General features: G+C 65.2%; 15 protein-coding genes. 10 read left to right on the forward strand and 5 right to left on the reverse strand.

The window, feature by feature from the left end; all coding sequences use genetic code 11:
- Nucleotides 1-238: 238 nt before the first annotated feature.
- A complete protein-coding gene (locus tag G3I74_RS02685) occupies nucleotides 239-1,615 on the forward strand; it encodes an aminotransferase (RefSeq protein ID WP_203594470.1) in 1,377 nt (458 codons plus the stop codon).
- Here the strand turns inward: G3I74_RS02685 and G3I74_RS02690 are convergent.
- Together G3I74_RS02690 and serA are read right to left on the reverse strand one after the other, a co-directional pair.
- Entirely contained in the window at nucleotides 1,594-1,869 is a 276-nt protein-coding gene (locus tag G3I74_RS02690) for a GNAT family N-acetyltransferase (RefSeq protein ID WP_164210031.1), read from the reverse strand. The genes G3I74_RS02685 and G3I74_RS02690 overlap by 22 nt on opposite strands.
- 25 nt (nucleotides 1,870-1,894) lie before the next feature.
- Entirely contained in the window at nucleotides 1,895-3,130 is a 1,236-nt protein-coding gene (serA, locus tag G3I74_RS02695; RefSeq protein ID WP_164210032.1) for a phosphoglycerate dehydrogenase, read from the reverse strand.
- A gap of 80 nt (nucleotides 3,131-3,210) precedes the next feature.
- On the opposite strand from serA, the gene G3I74_RS02700 reads away from it, so the two are divergent.
- Genes G3I74_RS02700 through G3I74_RS02710 form a run of 3 tightly spaced genes read left to right on the forward strand, consistent with a single transcriptional unit; the run spans nucleotide 3,211 to nucleotide 7,069 of the window.
- Nucleotides 3,211-4,572, forward strand: coding sequence for an FAD-binding oxidoreductase (locus G3I74_RS02700; RefSeq protein WP_164210033.1), 1,362 nt, complete (start codon nucleotides 3,211-3,213; stop codon nucleotides 4,570-4,572).
- A gap of 56 nt (nucleotides 4,573-4,628) precedes the next feature.
- Complete coding sequence (locus tag G3I74_RS02705) at nucleotides 4,629-6,650, forward strand: S9 family peptidase (RefSeq protein ID WP_164210034.1); 2,022 nt, start codon at nucleotides 4,629-4,631, stop codon at nucleotides 6,648-6,650.
- A 35-nt stretch (nucleotides 6,651-6,685) separates the two neighbouring features.
- Nucleotides 6,686-7,069: a DUF2237 family protein gene (locus tag G3I74_RS02710; protein ID WP_164210035.1), complete on the forward strand. Its 384-nt coding sequence runs from the start codon at nucleotides 6,686-6,688 to the stop codon at nucleotides 7,067-7,069.
- Between the two features lie 50 nt (nucleotides 7,070-7,119).
- Here G3I74_RS02710 and G3I74_RS02715 read toward each other — a convergent pair whose 3' ends face one another.
- Nucleotides 7,120-7,635, reverse strand: a complete 516-nt coding sequence (locus tag G3I74_RS02715; protein ID WP_203594471.1) for a glycine zipper 2TM domain-containing protein — start codon at nucleotides 7,633-7,635, stop codon at nucleotides 7,120-7,122.
- 195 nt (nucleotides 7,636-7,830) lie between these two features.
- Here G3I74_RS02715 and fusA point away from each other — a divergent pair, with 195 nt between their 5' ends.
- The gene (fusA, locus tag G3I74_RS02720) at nucleotides 7,831-9,873 is read left to right on the forward strand and encodes an elongation factor G (protein ID WP_164210037.1); all 2,043 of its coding nucleotides are present in this window, start codon (nucleotides 7,831-7,833) and stop codon (nucleotides 9,871-9,873) included.
- A gap of 15 nt (nucleotides 9,874-9,888) precedes the next feature.
- Here fusA and coaE read toward each other — a convergent pair whose 3' ends face one another.
- Complete coding sequence (gene coaE, locus G3I74_RS02725; protein WP_239056523.1) at nucleotides 9,889-10,515, reverse strand: dephospho-CoA kinase; 627 nt, start codon at nucleotides 10,513-10,515, stop codon at nucleotides 9,889-9,891.
- Nucleotides 10,516-10,743: 228 nt separating this feature from the next.
- Here coaE and G3I74_RS02730 point away from each other — a divergent pair, with 228 nt between their 5' ends.
- On the forward strand, nucleotides 10,744-11,385 hold the full coding sequence (locus tag G3I74_RS02730) for a response regulator (protein WP_164210038.1): 642 nt from the start codon (nucleotides 10,744-10,746) through the stop codon (nucleotides 11,383-11,385).
- 36 nt (nucleotides 11,386-11,421) lie between these two features.
- On the opposite strand, the gene G3I74_RS02735 is transcribed toward G3I74_RS02730, so the two are convergent.
- Nucleotides 11,422-13,800, reverse strand: a complete 2,379-nt coding sequence (locus G3I74_RS02735) for an Rne/Rng family ribonuclease (protein WP_164210039.1) — start codon at nucleotides 13,798-13,800, stop codon at nucleotides 11,422-11,424.
- Nucleotides 13,801-14,407: 607 nt separating this feature from the next.
- Between G3I74_RS02735 and G3I74_RS02740 the strand changes: the two genes are divergently transcribed.
- Genes G3I74_RS02740 through G3I74_RS02755 form a run of 4 tightly spaced genes read left to right on the forward strand, consistent with a single transcriptional unit; the run spans nucleotide 14,408 to nucleotide 19,577 of the window.
- Entirely contained in the window at nucleotides 14,408-15,337 is a 930-nt protein-coding gene (locus G3I74_RS02740; RefSeq protein ID WP_164210040.1) for an RluA family pseudouridine synthase, read from the forward strand.
- A gap of 9 nt (nucleotides 15,338-15,346) precedes the next feature.
- Complete coding sequence (locus G3I74_RS02745; protein WP_164210041.1) at nucleotides 15,347-16,591, forward strand: lipoprotein-releasing ABC transporter permease subunit; 1,245 nt, start codon at nucleotides 15,347-15,349, stop codon at nucleotides 16,589-16,591.
- A complete protein-coding gene (gene lolD / locus G3I74_RS02750; protein WP_164210042.1) occupies nucleotides 16,584-17,273 on the forward strand; it encodes a lipoprotein-releasing ABC transporter ATP-binding protein LolD in 690 nt (229 codons plus the stop codon). Before G3I74_RS02745 ends, lolD begins: the two co-directional genes overlap by 8 nt.
- 27 nt (nucleotides 17,274-17,300) lie before the next feature.
- Complete coding sequence (locus G3I74_RS02755) at nucleotides 17,301-19,577, forward strand: DNA internalization-related competence protein ComEC/Rec2 (protein ID WP_164210043.1); 2,277 nt, start codon at nucleotides 17,301-17,303, stop codon at nucleotides 19,575-19,577.
- The last annotated feature ends 6 nt before the right edge of the window (nucleotides 19,578-19,583 follow it).

Here is a 19,583-nt window from a genome sequence, read left to right on the forward strand (position 1 = left end):
CCAAGGCTTTGATCCGATTCGCTTGATCTGCAGTCCCTGCATGAGCCTGACGGGTGCGGTCACCCTCAATCTCATGGCAGCATCCTATGCATCTCCGGATTGGAAGTAATTGACGTGCATCAAAGAGCGCTTAATTAGACCGTTCTATTTCCTTTTCACGACCCCGTCGGGAGCGCTTCGGGTCGTGAAAAGCACTACCATGAGGTCTGCCGTATCTACTCATTGGGAGTCTTGCAACTTGAACGCCTCACTTGAACAACAGGACCTGGACCATCTTTTTCATCCGTGCACCGATCTGGCGGGGCACTCCCGCGCCGGTCCGCTGATCTGGTCGCGCGGTGAGGGTGTGTATGTTTACGACAGCGCCGGCAAGCAGTATCTGGAGGGCATGGCCGGTCTGTGGTGCACCGCGCTGGGCTATGGCGAAAAGGAACTGGCGCGGGTGGCGGCCGAGCAGATGGAGACCTTTTGCTACGGGCCGCTGTTTGCCGGCAAGAGCAATGAGCCATCGATTCGGCTGGCCGCGAAGCTGTCTGAATGGGTGCCGATCGACGGCGCGCGCTTCCTGTTCGGATGTTCCGGCTCCGACGCCAACGATGCCCAGGTCAAGCTGGTGCGCTACTACTTCCACGCCATCGGCAAACCCGGCAAGCGCAAGATTCTCTCGCGCGGCAACGCCTACCACGGCGTGACCGTGGCGACCGCGGCACTGACCGGGCTGCCCGCTTTCCACAAGCATTTCGGTCTGGCCATGGACGAGGTCATCCACCTGACCTCGCCGCATTTCTATCGCCAGGGCCGGCCGGGCGAAAGCGAGTCCGAGTTCGTCGAGCGCCTGGGTCAGGAACTCGAGCAGGTGATCGAGCGCGAAGGCGCCGACAACATCGCCGCGTTTTTCGCCGAACCGCTGATGGGCGCCGGTGGGGTGATTTTGCCGCCGGAAGGCTATTTTCAGCGCATCCAGCCTTTGCTGGAAGCCAACGACATCCTGCTGGTCGACGACGAGGTGGTGTGCGCATTCGGCCGCACCGGCCAGGCCTTTGGCTGCCAGACCTACGGCATGCGCCCGGCCACCATGACCATGGCCAAGGCGCTGTCGTCGGCCTACGTGCCGATTTCAGCCGTGGCGGTGCCGCCGTTCATGTACGAGCCGATCGAGAAAGCCGCCGGCGAGGTGGGGATTTTCGGCCACGGCCTGACCTATTCCGGCCACCCGGTCGCGGCCGCGGTGGCGGTGCGCAACCTGGAACTGATGGAAGAGCGCGGGCTGATCAACCATGCCGCGGCGATGGCGCCGGCCTTTCAGGGCGCGCTGCAGCGACTGGCCGACCATCCGCTGGTCGGCCATCAGCGCGGCATTGGTCTGATCGGCGGGCTGGAGCTGGTCGCCGACAAGGAAAGCCGCCAGTCCTTTCCCGCGGCCGAGAAGATGGCGTTTCGGGTCGCCGCCGCCTGCCTGGAGGAAGGGCTGGTGGTGCGCGCCCTGCCGGGCGATATCGTTGCCGTGTGCCCGCCGTTGATCATCGATCCGGCCCAGATCGAGGAGCTGGCCGGCAAGCTGGAGCGTGGTCTGGACCGGGCGCTGAAGTCCGTTCAGGCGACCCGGTCGGCGTAGTCGGGGTGGCGCTTGATCCAGGTGGCCACGTAGGGGCAGGCGGGGCGCACCGATAAGTCCTGGGCGCGCGCCCAGTCCAGGGCGTGGCGCGTGAGACGGCCGGCGATGCCGCGCCCGCCCACGGCGTCGGGGACCCGCACACTGTCGAAGCTGACGATGTCGTCATCGAAGCTGTAGTGCAGTTCGCAAGCGTGGTCTTCGACGATGGTCCGGAAGAGCCGCTGGTCGCTTAAGTGGTTGATGGGTTCGCTCATGACATTGGCCTCGGGCTGTAGCGGATCAATAAAGAAAGCGGGTGCGCAGCGTGGCCGGAATGGCGTCGAGTTCGCGGACCAGCGCGGGGGCGTCGTCGGTTTCCAGGTCCATGACCACGTAACCGACGTCGGGCAGGGTCTGCAGGTACTGGGCCGCGATGTTGACCGAGGCCTTCGAGATCACGCTGTTGACGGCCTGCAGCACGCCCGGCTCGTTGCGGTGGATATGCATGATGCGCCGGGCGCTGGCGTGATCGGGCAGGCTGACTTCGGGGAAGTTGACAGCGCCCATGGTCGAGCCGTTGTCGGAGTAACGGACCAGCTTGGTGGCCACGTCCAGGGCGATGTTTTCCTGGGCCTCTTCGGTGCTGCCGCCGATATGGGGCGTGAGCAGAACGTTGTCCATGCCGCGCAGTTCGGATTCGAAGGACTCGTCGTTGCCCTTGGGCTCGACCGGGAAAACGTCGATCGCGGCCCCGGCCAGGTGTCCGCCGCGCAGCGCGTCGGCCAGGGCCGGGATATCGACGATGCGGCCGCGTGCGGCGTTGATCAGGTAAGCGCCGGCCTGCATCTGCTCAAGGGCCTGCGCGTCGATCATGTTGCGGGTCAGCTCGGTGTCGGGCACGTGGACGGTGACGACGTCGGACCGCGCCAGAACATCGGACATGGTGTTCACCGGCTCGGCGTTGCCCAGCGGCAGCTTGGCGGCGATATCGTAGTAAATCACCCGCATCCCCAGACCCTCGGCGAGTATGCCCAGCTGCGACCCGATATGTCCGTAGCCCAGGATGCCCAGCGTCTTGCCGCGCACCTCGTGCGATCCGCGTGCGCTCTTGAGCCATTCGCCGCGATGAGCGGCCGCGTTGCGCGCCGGGATGCCGCGCAGCAGCATGACGATCTCGGCCAGCACCAGTTCGGCGACCGAACGGGTATTGGCGTACGGGGCGTTGAAGACCGGGATGCCGCGCCGGCGCGCCTCGGTCAGGTCGACCTGGTCGGTGCCGATGCAGAAACAGCCGATGGCGGTCAGTTTGCGCGCCCGATCCAGCAACTGGCTCGTGACCTGCGTGCGGGAGCGAATGCCGAGAAAATGCACGTCTTCGACCATGTCGAGCAGTTGCTCAGGCGGCGGCGCCTTGGGCTCGGTTGCAATCGTTTCGTAGCCCTGGCGCCGGATCTCATCGAGTCCTCGCGCATGGACGCCCTCGAGCATGAGAAACTTGATCTTGTTCTTGGCCAGAGAATGGTGTCTGGTCGTCATGAGTGCATCCTGTGGTGAAAGTCGGCGTGCTGGTTCCAGTGCTCGATTATCGCAGGATCAAAGCTGCGGCATTTTGAACGATGAGCGGATTCCCTGAGATCGAAACGCTGAGCGACACCGAAAGCCTGGTGCATTACGGTCAGGACTGGACCCGGTTCTGGACACCGTCGCCGGCGAAGGTGGTCTTTCCGCGCTCCACAGAAGAAGTTGTGGCGCTGGTGAAGTGGGCGCGCAGCAACAAGGCGCGCCTGGTGCCCAGCGGCGGGAGAACCGGGCTGTCGGGTGGCGCGGTCGCCGCCGCCGCCGAGATCGTGGTGTCCATGGACCGGATGCGCACGCTGGTTGAGCTCGATTCCGTCGAGCCCAGTCTGACCGCCGAGGCCGGGATGAGCATCGGCGAAGTCCAGCGCCTGGCCGCCGAGGCCGGGCTGTACTACCCGGTCGACTGGGCGGCGGCCGACTCCAGCCAGGTCGGCGGCAGTATCGCGACCAACGCCGGCGGCATCCGCGTGTTGCGCTACGGCATGACGCGGCAGTGGGTGCGGGGCCTCGAGGTCGTCGACGGTCGTGGTGAGGTCCTGCGGCTCAACCGCGGACTGGTCAAGAACAACGCCGGACCGGATCTGAGCCAGCTGCTGATCGGCAGCGAGGGGACGCTGGGCATTATTACCCAGGCGAGCCTGGCCCTGACCCGGCCGCCGCCGGAGCAGTCCGTGCTGCTGCTGGCGTTTGCCGATCTGGCCGCCATCATGCCGGCGTTTACGGCCCTGCGTCGGGCGCTTGGTCTGTCGGCCTTCGAGTTTTTCGACCGGCGCTCGGTCGAGCAGGTGGCCGCGCACGCAGACCAGACCTTCCCGCTGGATCCGCAGGCGCCGTATTTTGGCTTGGTGGAGTTCGATAACCCCGGCGGCGAGCGCGAGAGCGATGCGCTGGCGGTGTTCGAGCAGCTGGTCGAAGACGCCATGGTCAGCGACGGCGTGCTCAGCCAGTCCGCGGCCCAGGCCGCCGAGTTGTGGCGCTGGCGCGAGGCCATCAGCGAGGCGATCACGCCGCGCACGCCCTACAAGAACGACCTGTCGGTGCGGGTCTCGAAAGTGCCGGGCTTTCTGGCCGCGCTGGATGATCTGGTCGGGCGCCACTATCCGGATTTCGAGGTCGTCTGGTTCGGCCATATCGGCGACGGCAACCTGCACATGAACATCCTGCGTCCGCCGAAGATGGACGTGGGCGATTTTCGCACCGCCTGCGATGGGCTCAGCCCGCGCGTGTTCGACCTGGTCCGCTCGCACGGTGGCAGCATTTCCGCCGAGCATGGCGTGGGCCTGCTCAAGCGCGACTACCTGCACTACTGTCGCAGTCCGGCAGAGATCGAGGCGTTGCGCGGGCTCAAGGCCTTGTTCGATCCCGACGGCGTACTCAACCCCGGCAAGCTGCTGGCCTGATCTGCTATCGTGTTGACCGACCTATTTTGCAAAGCTTTTTCTCAGGAGTATCGCTCATGCGATTGAAAAGTATGTTGTTTTGTCTGGTTTCTCTGGGTTTGATGGCGTCATTGTCGGCGCTGGCCGATGACGGCATGACGCTGGAGCAGATCGCCCGGCTCGAGCAGGTGGGACAGGTCGCGATCAGCCCTGATGGTCAAAACATCGCCTACACGAGATCGGTTCCGCGACGCCCCGGCGTCGACGAAGACGGTCCGGCCTGGGCCGAACTGCACCTGATCGATGCTTCCGGCGTCAGCCGTGGATTCATCACCGGCGAGGTCAATATCGGCCAGCTGGGCTGGATGCCGGACGGCTCGGCCGTCACCTTCGTGGCTACGCGCGGTGACGATGAACACGCCGCGCTGTATCGCATCCCGGTCGGCGGCGGTGAGGCGCAGCGCCTGATCTCGGTCGGCACCGGCGTGGCCGGCTACAGCCTGTCGCCAGACGGCGAGCGCGTGGCTCTGGTAGCCACCGATCCGCTCGACGAGGAAATCCAGTCGCTGCACGACAAGGGCTTCGACCAGGTCATTTTCGAGGAGGATTGGCGTCCGCGCCGGCTGTGGATCGCCGAGCTTGAAAACGGCGAGCCCGAACCGGTCGAGATTGACGGTTCCGTGCAGCGGGTACAGTGGTCGCCGGCCGGCGATCGCCTGGCGGTGGTCGTGACCCCGCGCCAGCTGGTCGACGATACCCTGATGTTTCCGCGCATCCGCATCATCCGGCCCGACGGTGAGGAGCTGGGGCGGATCGAAAACCCCGGCAAGCTCGGCCAGAGCGCCTGGAGCCCCGACGGCGACCACTTTGCGTTCATCGCCACCGACATCATCAACGATACCCGCGAAGGCCGCCTGATGGTTGCCGATCGTGATGGCGGCGAGTGGCTGAACCTGCTGCCGGATCTGGAAGGCCACGTCTGGCACGTGGACTGGAACGGCCCCGATCGCGTGTTGTTCATCAGCTACGAAGGCGTGGAGGCCCGCGTCGGTCAGATCGCCGTCGACGGCAGCGCCGAGCAGACCCTGTTTGCCGAAGACGGGCTGATCTTCGATGCCCTGTCGGTGGCCGAGAGCGGGCGCCTGGCCCTGCGCGCCCACACGCCTGCGCACCCGCCCGAGGTGTATGCAGCCGCCAGCGCCAGCGGCGCGCCGGAGCGCCTGACCGACAGCAATCCCTGGCTGGAAGACGTGGCCCTGGCCCGTCAGGAAGTGGTGCGTTACCCGGCCGCCGACGGCCTGGAGATCGAGGGGCTGCTGGTGCGGCCGCTGGACTATCGGGAAGGGCAGCGCTACCCGCTCATCCTCGCCGCGCACGGTGGCCCGGAGGCCCATTATTCCAACGGCTGGCTGACCTCGTACAACCTGCCGGCCCAGCACGCTGCCGCCGAAGGCTACTTCATGTTCTACCCGAACTATCGCGGCAGCACCGGGCGCGGGGTGGAGTTTGCCCTGACGTCCCAGGGCCGCCCGGCCAAGGAAGAGTTCAGCGACTTAGTCGACGGTATCGACCATCTCGTCGAGCAGGGCCTGGTCGACGGCGAGCGCGTCGGCATCACCGGCGGCTCTTACGGCGGCTACGCCTCGGCCTGGGCGGCAACCTATTATTCGGAGCGTTTCGCGGCCGCGGTCATGAACGTTGGGCTGTCGGACAAGATCGCCATGCTGGGGACCTCCGACATCCCGCAGGAGCTTTACCTGCTCCACTACCGCACCTGGCCCTGGGAGGACTGGGATCTGTATCGCAAGGCCAGCCCGATCTATTACGCCGAGCAGGCACAGACGCCAATCCTGATCCTGCACGGCGATGCCGACCCGCGCGTCGACCCCACCCAGTCCCGGATCCTGTACCGCTACCTGGTGCTCCAGGATGATCCGCCGCCGGTCCGGCTGGTGCTCTACCGCGGCGAGGGCCACGGCAACCGGCGCGCGGCTCCGCGCTGGGACTACAGCCTGCGCCTGATGCGCTGGATGGATCATTACCTGAAAGGCGAGGGTGGGGATCCACCGCCCTACCAGATCGACTATCGCCTGGATTGATAAAAATCGCCTGGATTGATACAAGAGGATTTGCCATGACCGACCAGGCTGAAAGCGTCAATGTGCTCGGTGAGCGGCTGCGCGAATGCGGCCGCGATCCGGTCACCGGCTTTTATCGTGACGGCTGCTGCAACACCGGCGATTCCGATGCCGGCAGCCATACCATCTGCGCGATCATGACCGACGCCTTTCTGCGCTTTAGCGCCAGCCGCGGCAACGACCTTTCCACGCCGCGCCCGCAGTTCGGTTTTCCGGGCCTGAAGGCGGGTGATCAGTGGTGCCTGTGTGCGGCGCGCTGGCGCGAAGCGTTTGAAGCGGGTTGTGCGCCGCGCGTGGTGCTGGAGGCAACCCACCAGGCGGCGCTGTCCTACGTCACCCTGGACCAGCTAAGAGCGCACGCAACCGGCACGCTGCACTGAACCAAAAACGCCCCGCGCAAGGCGGGGCGTATTGGGCTTTAAGCGAGACCTCAGGGCGCCGGCGTGATCGACACCCGCACCCGCATCTGATCGCCCGGGTGGTCGCGCATCGTCGTTTGATGGACCTGGCCCTCGTACAGATAGGAAACCCGGTAGCCGCTGATCACGCTGCGTTCCTCGTAATCGCGCTGAACGGTGCAGCGCTCTTCGGTGACCGGTAAGTAACGCCCCGGCTGCCTGGCGCGCCCGGCATCGCGGCCGATCGATCCGCCCAGGGCGGCACCGGCCACGGTGGCCGCCTTTTTACCGTTGCCGCCGCCGAACTGGTTGCCGATCACGCCGCCGATGATGGCGCCGACGACGGTTGGCGTGGCCGAACGGCGCGAGTCCGCGGTGCGCTGATAAGAGGTCTCGTCCCAGCACACGGTCCGGTCCACCGGCGTGCGGGTGACGCTGTAGTTCGGCTCGACCTCGACCACCGGCACGGTCTGGTAGTGGACGCCGGCTGCCTGGGCAAGGCCTGCGGCGAGGGTGAACAGGGCAACGGTCGCGGTTCTGGCAAGCATGTCGGTTCTCCTTAATCGAAGGGTCGTGCGTCGATGACAAAAGTCCAATACCCGGCGCTGGATTCGGTAAGCTTGAAGGGCATCGATGTCCAGCGTCATCGACAGGTTAGAACGGGCTGGCTGAATTCGGCCTGAACCGGCCCCGATGCTGGAAAATCATCCGAGGCAACTTGCCATAAAATCTACGGAGAGACCATGCCTGCCCAGACCACGCAACAAATCAGAAACCTCGCCTTGTTCGGACACGCCGGGGCCGGCAAGACCTCTCTTTTGGACATGCTGATGGTCAAGGCCGGGATGCAGGGTGAGCCCGGCAGCCTGGAGCGCGGCACCATGACCACCGACTACGACCCGCTGGAGCGCAAATACCAGTATTCGCTGGTCTCGGGTCTGGTCACCATTCCTTACCAGGATGCGCGGCTGAACATCATCGATACGCCGGGCGATCCCGATTTCCGCGGCCAGGCGCTTTCGGCGATGAGCGCGATCGAAACCGCTGTGATCGTGGTCAACGCCAGCGCCGGGATCGAGATGTCGACGCGCAGCATGATGCGCCGCGCCAGGCAGCGCAAGCTGGGACGGATGATCGTCATCAACCGCATCGACGGCGACGATCTCGACCTCCCCGGACTGGTGGCCGCGATTCGCGAAGAATTCGGCCCCCAGTGTCTGCCGATCAACCTGCCCGCCGAGGGCTTCACCACCGTCCGCGACTGCTTCTATCGCACTGAAGGCGAGACCGACATTCTGTCGGTGGCCGATGCCCACACCGAGATCGTCGACCAGGTGGTCGAAGTCGACGAGGAACTGATGGCGGCTTACCTGGAAGGCGAGGAAATCAGCCCAGAGCAGCTCCACGACGCCTTCGAGAAGGCGTTCTGCCAGGGGCACCTGGTGCCGATCTGCTTTACCTCGGCCCTGACCGGCGCCGGCTGCGAACACTTTCTTCGGCTGGCCCAGCGCCTGCTGCCCAACCCGGCCGAGGGCAATCCGCCGCCGTTCCGCAAGGGCCCGGAGCGGGAGCGGGTGACGGCCACGCCGGACCCCGACGGTCACGTGCTGGCGCATGTTTTCAAGATCGCCAACGATCCGTACGCCGGCAAGCTCGGGATCTTTCGGCTGTACCAGGGCACGATCGAGCCCGATACCCAGCTCTACATCGGCGACGGCCGCAAGCCTTTCAAGGTCTCGCACCTGTACCGCATGCACGGCAAGGAGCACCAGGAAATCGACGTCGCCATTCCGGGCGATCTGTGCGCGGTGGCCAAGGTGGACGACATCTACTACGACGCCATCCTGCATGACTCGCACGATGAGGATCACTACTTTCTCAAGCCGGTGGATTTCCCGCAGCCGATGTTCGGGGTTGCCGTTGCGGCCAAAACCCGCGGGCAGGAGCAGAAACTGGCCGCCTCGCTGGAGCGCCTGAGCGAAGAAGACCCCTGTTTCGTGATCGACCACAACCAGGAGCTCAACGAAACCGTGGTCCGCGGGCTGGGAGAAATGCACCTGCGGGTGATGCTGGAGCGTCTGGAGACGCGCTATGGCGTGGAAGTCGATACCCGGCCGCCGCGGATTGCCTACCGCGAAACCATCACCCGTCGGGCCGAGGGCCATCATCGCCACAAGAAGCAAACCGGCGGGGCCGGCCAGTTCGGCGAGGTCTTTCTGCGTATCGCGCCGCTGGGGCGCGGCGAAGGTTTCGTTTTCAAAAGCGAGGTGGTCGGGGGCGCCATCCCCACCAGCCTGATTCCGGCCGTGGAGAAAGGCGTGCGCCAGGTGCTCGACGATGGCGCCATCGCTGGCTTTCCGCTACAGGACGTCGAGGTCGTGGTCTACGACGGCAAGTTCCACTCGGTGGATTCCAAGGAAATCGCCTTTGTGGTGGCCGGGCGCAAGGCATTCCTCGATGCGATCGCCGATGCCGGTCCGCAGATTCTCGAGCCCATCGTCGAGCTCGAGGTCACGGTGCCGGATACGGTCATGGGCGACGTGACCGGGGCGCTGGCTTCCAAGCGAGCCCGCATCCAGGGTACGGACAGCCACAGCGGCACAACCACGACCATCAAGGCGGCCGTGCCGCTATCGGTGCTCAGTGATTTCCCGACCGAGCTGAAAAGTCTGACCGGCGGCGAGGGCCGCTACACGATGTCTTTCTCCCATTACGAGGCCGTACCCGGCGATATCCAGAAGCAGCTGGTCGAGGCCCACCGCCCGTCAGACGAAGACGACGACTGACCCTGGCTCCCGGCTTCAGGGGCGCGGGCCGAAGTGCTCGAGCAAGTCTGCGTGCAGTCGGTCCACGCGGTCTTTCAGATCGGCCGGCGAGCCCGTGTTCTCGATGACGCGGTCGGCACGGGCCAGACGCACTTCGCGTTTGGCCTGCGCGGCCAGAATCCGGTCTACGGTGAGATCATCGACGCCGTCTCGCGCTGCCAGGCGTTGCCGCTGCAGGGTCTCCGGCACGTCGACCACAACCACCAGGTCGGCATCGGCAAACAGGCCGCTTTCGACCAGCAGTGGCACGACCAGCACGCAATAGGGGGCGGCAGGAAGTCGGCGGACGCGCACTCGTGCCTCGGCCTCGATCAGGGGATGCAGAATACCCTCCAACCGTTCCCGGGCCGCGGCGTTCTGAAATACCTTTGAGCCGAGCGCCTTGCGGTCGAGTGCGCCGTCGGGGCGCAGGACAGCGGGGCCGAAAGCCGTCTCGACGGCAGCCAGTCCGGGTGTGCCGGGCGCGACCACGTCGCGCGCGATCAGGTCGGTGTCGACCACGGGAATGCCCAGCGCGGCAAGACGATCGGAAACCGCGGTCTTCCCGGAGGCGATCCCGCCGGTCAGCGCTACCATGGGCATCGGCTTGGCCGCGGTCGACATCGCTCAGGCGCTGGCCCGGCTGCGGCAAATCCAAGCGCCGGTCAGGCCGAGATTCGCAGGGGGGAGAGATGAATCATCATTCATTTTGGCGGCGCTACGGGTTGTGGGGAACAGGACAGATGGTAGCGCACGGCCAGCCTGATCCTGGACCAGCGGGGAGCTCCAACTTTTCAGGCGGCGGTTTTTGGGGTACTTTAAGGGGCAGGGAACGCGCAGATGGGGAATGCCATGATCAAGCTGATGATCGTCGAGGATCATGAGCTCTTTCGCACCGGGATCAACAACATCCTGGCGAAGTTCGACAATATCGAAGTGGTTGCGGAAACCTCGAACGGTGAAGACGCAATCCGACTGGCACGCCAACTGGAGCCGGACGTCATCCTGATGGACGTCGGTCTACCGGGTCTTTCGGGGCTTGAGACCACCGAGCGAATCCTCAAGACCCAGTCCGACATCCGGGTGATCGTGCTGACCGCCCACGCCGAGCCGCCGTTGCCGGCGCGGCTGCTGGATATCGGCGCCAGCGGTTACCTGACCAAGGGCGCCAGCGCGGACGAGCTTGTTTCCGCCGTCCAGGCCGTGCATCGCGGGGAGCGCTATATCGGTTCTGAAATTGCCCAGCAGCTGGCGCTTTCTCTCCTGCCGGGGACGCCGGCCTCGCCGTTTCAGGATCTGACCGGTCGCGAGCTGGAAGTCACCCTGATGTTGATTCAGGGGATGAAGGCGAACTCGATCGGCGAGGTGCTCAAGCTCAGCCCCAAGACGGTGGCGACCCACAAGTACCGCATCTACGACAAGGTCGGGGTTCGTAACGAGGTCGAATTGCTGCGCCTTGCCATCCGCTACGGGCTGTTCAAGCCTGAAGTCTGAGCCGGGCCGAGAATCGCCCGGCCCGGACGGCCAGATTCACGAGTCCGGCTTTTCCTCTTTACCGCCATCGGCCAGTCGGTAAATACCGTCTTCGCCACGAACGGATTTGGGTTTGTCCTGCCCGCCCGCCGCACTTTTTGCGGCCGACTGATCGCCGGCCGGGTCGCCACCGCCACTTGGCGCCTGCGGTTCGGGCTTTTGCGAGGGGCTTTCGCTTTTCACCGGGGGAGAGGATGCCTCTTCATGGCGGATTCGACGCGGCGTCGCCTTCAGGTCGGTCGAGCCGGACTCTTTCTGGGTCTGGTCGGGTGAGCCGTCGGCGGGTTTGCTGTCAGGCTTGTCCTGCTGTGACGCGTTGGAAGCAGAGGGACCTGAGGCTTCCTTGCTGCTGCGCCGCTTCTTGCCGCCGCGACGGCGTCGCTTCTTGCGCGGTGGTTTTTCGCTCTCACCCTGGGGCGTTTGCTCGTTGTCCTGCGCTGTTGACGGCTGGCCTTTTGTCGGCTTGCCGCGGTTGCCGCTCTTCTTCTTTTTCTTCCTCTTTTTGTCGCTGTTGCCGGCGTCGTTCTGGCCCTGATTATCCCGCCTCGGTTTGTCCTGCCGATCGGGCTTTGACGTCGGGCCACTGCGAGCCCCGGCCCGTTGATCTGAACGCGGGGCCCGACGCTTGCTGCCCTGGCCCTGACTGGATTTGCGCTTTGATTCCTTGCCCCCCGCACCGAACAGCGAGGCGAGACTGGCCATCAATGATTTCCAGAAAGCGGCCAACCCTGACGGTTCCGGGGTGCGCTCCGGGGCGGGTGTGGCGGGGCGGATACCGCTGACGGCGGCCTCGGCCGGGCGCGTCGTGTTTTCAGCGCCATCGCGCGCCGCCATCGGCGCCATTTCGGTTTCATCTCCGTTGGGCAGGGCATAGCTGGGTTCTTCCATTGTTTCGCTGCCGCGCAATCGCTGGATTTCAAAGCGCGGGGTTTCCAGCCAGCGGTTGGCCACGATGGTGATCGGTAACTTGTTGCGGCGCTCCAGATCGGCCATGACGCCGCGCTTTTCGTTGAGCAGGAAATTGGCGACCTCGGGAGGCGACTGCACGATGACGCGTGAGGTGTGGTCTTTCATCGCTTCTTCTTCGGCCAGGCGGAGGATGGCGAGGGCAAGCGACTCCACCGATCGGATCGAACCGTAGCCGTCGCAGCGCGGGCAGGTGATATGGCTGGACTCGCCCAGCGACGGCCGCAGTCGCTGGCGCGACATCTCCAGCAGGCCGAAGCGCGAAATGCGTCCGATCTGGACCCGGGCCTTGTCCATGCGCATGGCGTCGCGCAGGCAGTTTTCGACCTGGCGCTGGGCCTCTTTGCTGAGCATGTCGATGAAATCAATCACGATCAATCCGCCGAGATCGCGAATGCGCAGCTGGCGGGCAATTTCCCCGGCGGCCTCAAGGTTGGTCTGCAGCGCCGTTTCCTCGATGTCGGCCCCCTTGGTTGCACGCGCGGAGTTGATGTCGATCGACAGCAGCGCTTCGGTATGGTCGATGACCACCGCCCCTCCGGAGGGCAGACGCACCTCGCGGGCGAAGGCCGATTCGATCTGGCTTTCGATCTGGTAGCGAGAAAACAGCGGCGTGTCGTCGCGGTAGGCTTTGAGTTTGCGCAGGTTGTGCGGCATGACCTGCTGCATGAACTCGCGCGCATCTTCAAAGACGCGATCGTCGTCGATCAGGATTTCACCGATATCCTCGCGCAGGTAGTCGCGCAGGGCGCGGATGATGAGGTTGCTCTCCTGGTAGATCAGGAACGGCGCCGGGCGGGTCTTGGCCGCCTCCAGGATCGCGGTCCACAGCTGGAGCAGGTAGTCCAGATCCCACTGCAGTTCCTCCTGCTCGCGGCCCACGCCGGCGGTACGCACGATCAGACCCATGCCGTTGGGGACTTCGACCTGTTTGAGGGTGTCGAGGATTTCCTTGCGTTCGTCGCGCGAGATCTGGCGCGAGACACCACCGGCGCGCGGGTTGTTCGGCATCAGGACCATGTAGCGGCCGGCCAGGCTGATGAAGGTGGTCAGGGCGGCGCCCTTGGTTCCGCGCTCTTCCTTGTCGACCTGGACGATGACTTCCTGTCCGGCCCGGACGGCTTCCTTGATCTCGACCCGGTTGCCCTCATCCAGCGCTTTACGGGCGGTTTCGGAGAAGTACTCCCGGGCGATTTCCTTCATCGACAAAAAGCCGTGGCGTTCGGATCCGAACTCGACAAAACAGGCGTCGAGACTCGGTTCGACCCGCGTAATCTTGCCCTTGTAGATGTTGGATTTTTTCTGTTCCTGTGCCGGCACCTCGATATCGAGATCCAGCAGACTCTGGCCATCGGCGATGGCGACACGCACCTCTTCGGGTTGAGTTGCGTTGATCAGCATGCGTTTCATTTTTATTGGGTCCTCCGCCGTTCCAGCCGCCGAGCGGACCGGAACCGGTGACGGAGACATTCTGGTCGCCAGGTCGCCGCCAGCGGCGAACCCTGTCGCAGCGCTGACGGCCAAACCATGCCCTGGCCTGAATGCCCGGGTGGACTGTTGTTCTACAGGCCGTGCGCGCGGCGGGATATGACCGCCAGCAGCAAGTCCCTGCATCGTCGCGCCCGCAGCGGGCGGGCGTGATCGCCAGAATGTCTTTCTTCACCAATCCCGGCCGTCCGGAATTCTTTTCGGTCGCCGGGAACGGGCTCATTGTTGAGTTCATGCCGGCATCCGGGCCGGCCTGTGTCTGTATTCGCTCCGGAGGCAATTCCTCCGGATGGATCGTGAAACCGCGCCTGGCGCCGGCTGCACGTTCAAAGCGTTCTTGTTCAAGGTGGCGGGTCAGGCCGGTTTTGATCACACGCAAAAGCCATGCTGTTGTGATCCCGGTGCCGGATGGTAACGATCGACAACCGGCCGACGGCCCCATCGCCAGCCTTCAACCCTGATATGTTAGCACTTGCATCATCCGGGCGATAGATACATCAATGGGTTTTTGGTTGCCGTGCAAGTGCTTATGAATTCCGGGAAAGTGGCTTCGCGGGTTCGACACGTACTGGTACCGGCCGATCGCGGCGGGCAGCGTCTGGATAATTTCCTGGTCGGGCTGCTGGACGGCGTGCCGCGCAGCCTGGTCTACCGACTGGTCAGGACCGGGCAGGTGCGCGTCAACGGCGGCCGCGCCAAGCCGATGAGGAAGCTCCGGGTCGGCGACGAGGTGCGCGTTCCGCCGGTCTCGGTCAAGCCGTCCGGACCGGCGACCGTCCCCGATGACCTGGTCGCCGAAATTCGCTCGCGTATCGTCGCCCGCACGGCCGACTTCTGCGTGATCGACAAGCCGGCCGGACTGGCGATGCACGGCGGATCCGGGCTGTCGTTTGGCCTGATGGATGTGGTCGCGAGGATTTCGCCGGAATGGCGGCCGGTTCATCGGCTCGACCGTGCCACCAGCGGACTGGTGATTCTGGCCTGCCATCATCAAGCCCTGGTGGCTCTGCAGCGCTGTTTTACCGGCCGCGAGATCGACAAGCGCTACCTGGCTCTGCTCTCCGGCCAGCCTGGCGAGCAGGCTTTCACCGTGGATTTGCCGCTGACAAAGATCCGCGACGGCAGCGGTCAGCACCGGGTCGTGGCCGATCAGGACGGCCAGTCGGCGCGCTCGCATTTTCGGGTGCTGGAGCGTCTGGCCGGTTATGCCTACGCCGAGGTGCGGATTGAAACGGGGAGAACCCATCAGATTCGGGCGCATGCCGCCGCCATCGGTCATCCCCTGGCCGGAGACTCACGCTACAATGAAGCGCCGCCACCAGATGGGCTCAAGCGCCTGTTTTTGCATGCGCATTGCCTGCGCCTGCCGTGGCCTGAGGATCAGCTTTTCAGCTCGCCGTTGCCGCAAGAATTGAGCACGGTACTGCAGCCATTGCGCCGGAAGGGCGTCCAGGACTGACCGAACCCCATGTATCAGCCTCTGCCCCTGTTTGTCGGTCTCAGGTATCTGCGCGCCAAGCGCAGGAACCATTTCATCTCCTTCATCTCGCTGATCTCCATGGCGGGGATCGCTCTGGGCGTGATGACGCTGATCACGGTCTTGAGTGTGATGAACGGGTTCGAGCGCGAATTGCGCGAAAGGATTCTGGGCATGGTTTCTCATGCCACGATCCAGGGCTATGACGGTCGCTTTCCGGACTGGCGCGAGGTCGTTGACACGGCCCGGGCCCAGCCGCGCGTGCTGGGCGCCGCGCCGTATGTGGAGCAGGAGACGATGCTGCGGGCGCGGCGCACGGCCGGGGCGATGATTCGTGGTATCGATCCGGCGGCGGAGCCTGAAGTCTCGGAAATTCTCGACATGATGCGCTCAGGCAGCCTCGACAGCCTGCAGCCGGGCGCATGGCAGGTGGTGCTGGGTGTCGGGCTGGCCAATCGTCTTGGGGTCGGCCCGGGCGATTCGGTGACGATTTTTGCGCCTGAAATCCGGGCCACGCCGGGCGGGGTCATACCGCAGGTCCGCCGCTTTGAGGTCAGCGGCCTGTTTGAGGCCGGGGTCCACGAGTACGATACCGCCCTGGCCTTGATTCACTATCAGGACGCCCAGCGCCTGTTCCGGCTGGGCGAAGACATCAGCGGCATCCGTTTGAAGCTCGACGACATGATGCGGGCGCGCTGGATCGCGCGCGATATCAGCGCCGAGCTTCCGGGGCTTTACCAGGTGCGCGACTGGACCCAGCAGCACGCCAACTTCTTCCGCGCCGTCCAGACCGAAAAGACGGTAATGTTCATTATCCTGTCGCTGATCATCGCGGTGGCGGCCTTCAATATCATCTCCACGCTGGTGATGGTGGTGACCGACAAGCAGGCCGATATCGCCATCCTGAAAACCATGGGCCTGACCCCGCGCCGGGTCATGGCCGTGTTCATGATCCAGGGCTCGTTGATCGGGGTGATCGGCACCCTGATCGGCGTCGTGGCGGGTATCGCGCTGGCGCTGAACGTGGAATCGGTGGTTGCCGCGATCGAGAATCTCATGAGCATCGAGTTTCTCTCGGCCGAGGTCTATTACATCAGTGACCTGCCTTCGGAACTGCGGGCCGGCGACGTGTTCCGCTTTGCCGGCCTGGCGCTGGTGCTGTCCCTGCTGTCGACGCTGTACCCGGCATGGCGGGCCGCGCGCACCGAGGCGGTGGAGGCGCTACGCTATGAGTAGCTCCGAAAGCGTGGTCAGCTGCCGCGGTCTGGTCAAGACCTTCCGGCAGGGTCCGGCCGAGGTACGCGTGCTCACCGGCGTGGACTTTGACGTCCTGCCCGGTGAGCGGCTGGCCATTGTCGGCGCCTCAGGCGTGGGCAAGAGCACGCTGCTGCACCTGCTGGGCGGTCTGGATCAGCCGACGGCCGGCACAGTCCGGATCGTCGGCGAGGATATGGGATCGGCCGACGAACACCGGCGCGCCACGATTCGCAACCGCTCGCTGGGTTTCATCTACCAGTTTCATCACCTCCTGGCCGAATTCAGCGCGCTGGAGAACGTCGCCATGCCGCTGCTGATCCGCGGCGATGACGCGGGCAATGCCGGGCGCCTGGCGGCCGAGCTGCTGGAGCGGGTCGGTCTCGGTCAGCGGCTGCACCACAAACCCGGAGAGCTGTCGGGCGGCGAGCGTCAGCGCGCTGCTGTAGCCCGGGCGTTGATCAATCGCCCCGCCTGCGTGCTGGGCGACGAGCCGACCGGGAACCTCGACGAACGCAACGCCGACCAGATTCACGGCCTGATGCTGGAGCTGAACCGGGAGATGCAGACCAGTATCGTCCTGGTCACCCATGATCTGCAGCTGGCTCGACGCATGGATCGCCGCCTGGAAATGACCGGCGGTACGCTGCAGCCGCTGGACTGACCGGTCTGGACGAGTGGGTCAGTAGGCATGGACTGGCGCCACGGATTTGCTTTTGCCGCCGGCGCCCTGATTGCGGTGCTGTCTCCGGCGCTGCCGCCGCCGTGGCTGCTCGGCGTCCTGGGCGCTTTTTCATTGCTGGCTGCCATCCGCTTTCGGCCGGCGCGCATGCCGGCCGCGCTGGTGCTGGGGGGCTGCTGGTTTCTGGTGCACGCCCACTTTCTCCTGGCTGAAAGCTGGCCGGCCGATCGTGCCGGAAGCGAGCTTCCGGTGAGCGGACGGATCGCCGGGCTGCCGGAACGTCAGGGTGATCGGCTGCGTTTCATGCTGGTGCCGGATGGTGCCGCAGCTGACGAGCTTCCCGGGCGCATTCAGGTGACCTGGTACCGTCCCCGGGAGTACCTGCGACCCGGACAAAGGTGGCGCTTCGACCTGCGCCTGGATCCGCCGGCGGGCCGTCTGAACCCCGGCGCCTTCGATCTGACCCGTCATTTGCTCTCGCTGGGCGTTGGTGCGACGGCCTCCGTCCAGGGCGGCGCCGAGCGCCTGGCGACGGCCGGCTGGCGCGGCGCCGTGGATCGAAAACGCCAATACCTCGCCGAACGGCTGCAGGCCGAAACCACGGATCTGGACAACGCCGCGCTGCTGCGCGCGCTGGGGCTGGCCGACCGCACTGCGATCAGTCCGGAGCTTCGTGAGCTGCTGCAGCGCACGGGCACGGCGCATCTGCTCGCGATCTCCGGGCTCCACATCGGCATGGTGGCTGGACTGGCCGGTTTTTTGGGCGGATGGTTGCTGAGCCCGCTTTTGCTGTTCAACGCCAGCCTCGACCGCCGCCGGCTCGCGGTGGTCGCGGGTCTTGCAGCCGGCCTGGGTTACGCCTGGCTGGCCGGCTTTACCCTGCCGACGGTCCGCGCCCTGATCATGCTTGCGGTGGCGGGAACCGCTCTGTCGCTGCGCCGCGGCGTACAGCCGGCACATGCCTTGCTGCTGGCGCTGCTGGCCGTGCTGCTGCTCGATCCCATGGCGCCGCTGGCGACCGGTTTCTGGCTGTCTTTCAGCGCGGTTGCCGTTCTCGTGTGGGCATTTGCCTGGCGGCCGTCGCGGGTTGGGCAGGGCTGGCTGCGTGGTCTGGTGCTGACCCAGCTGGTGATCGGGATCGGCCTGCTGCCGCTCAACATCGGGGTTTTCCAGCAGTGGATTCCCGGCGCGCTGCCGGCCAACCTCATCGCCATCCCGCTGGTGGGTTTCTGGATCCTGCCGTTATTGCTCGCGACCCTGCTGACGATGATGCTGGGCCTGCCTTCGGACTGGCTGATCGCGGCGTTGGAGCCGGGTCTGCAGCTCTTGCTGTCGTTGCTGGAGTGGCTGAACGCGCAAGCCTGGACGAATCGGCACGTGGCCGGCGCCGGATTGTTTGCTGTCATCCTTGCCGTTGTTGGCGCGCTGTGGCTGATGGCTCCGCCCGGCTGGCCCGCTCGTTGGCTGGGGGCTTTCCTGTTGCTGCCGCTGGTGCTGCCCGCGGATCGCAAGCCGGATGCTTCCGTGCTCGAGTTGACGATGTTCGACGTCGGCGACGGCCAGGCCGTGCTGCTGGAAAGCGACGGCCAACGCGTACTGTTCGACACCGGCCCCGGAGACGGCGAGGGCCGGGACGCCATCAGTCGCCTGCTCCCGGGCGCAGGTTCTTCCCGTTTCGGCCATTTCCTGGACGGCGTGGTGGTCGCGCGCGGACATCGCGGCCACGCCGGCGGTCTGGCAACGGCAGCGGGCTGGTCCCACCCGTTGCGGGTGCGAGTCGCGCCGGGTCTGGGCGGCAGCGATTGCCGTCAGGGAGAGGTATGGCCTCTGGGCCGCTATCGCTTGCGCTTCCTGCATCCCTCGCCGGCCCTGCCGGACCTGGGCGACAACAGTAGCTGCGTGCTGCTGATCGACGGGCCCGGCGGCCGCGCACTGCTGACGGGCGGCATCGACCACCGGGTCGAAAACCGCCTGCTGGTCGACTATCCGCGGATCAACGCCGACCTCCTGGTGTTGTCGGCCGGCGGTCATCGGCGCGCCGCCAGTGCGCCGTTCCTGGATCGTTTGTCGCCGCAGCTTGCTCTGGCGTCGGTCGACCGCCACGACCGTTTCGGGCGTCCTCATCAGGAGATCGTCGAGCGCCTGGAGCGACGCGGTACCGCGCTGCTGACCACCGGGAGATGCGGTGCCCTGCAGGTGCGGATGGCGCCAGACCAGCCACCCCGTGTGCGGACCGAAAGAGGGCGCCGGCGACAGTTCTGGCACGATTCCTACGGCTGTCCCTGAGCCTGG

Origin of the sequence: Wenzhouxiangella limi, assembly GCF_010499265.1 — a bacterium.
GTDB classification, from domain to species: Bacteria; Pseudomonadota; Gammaproteobacteria; order Xanthomonadales; family Wenzhouxiangellaceae; genus Wenzhouxiangella; species Wenzhouxiangella limi.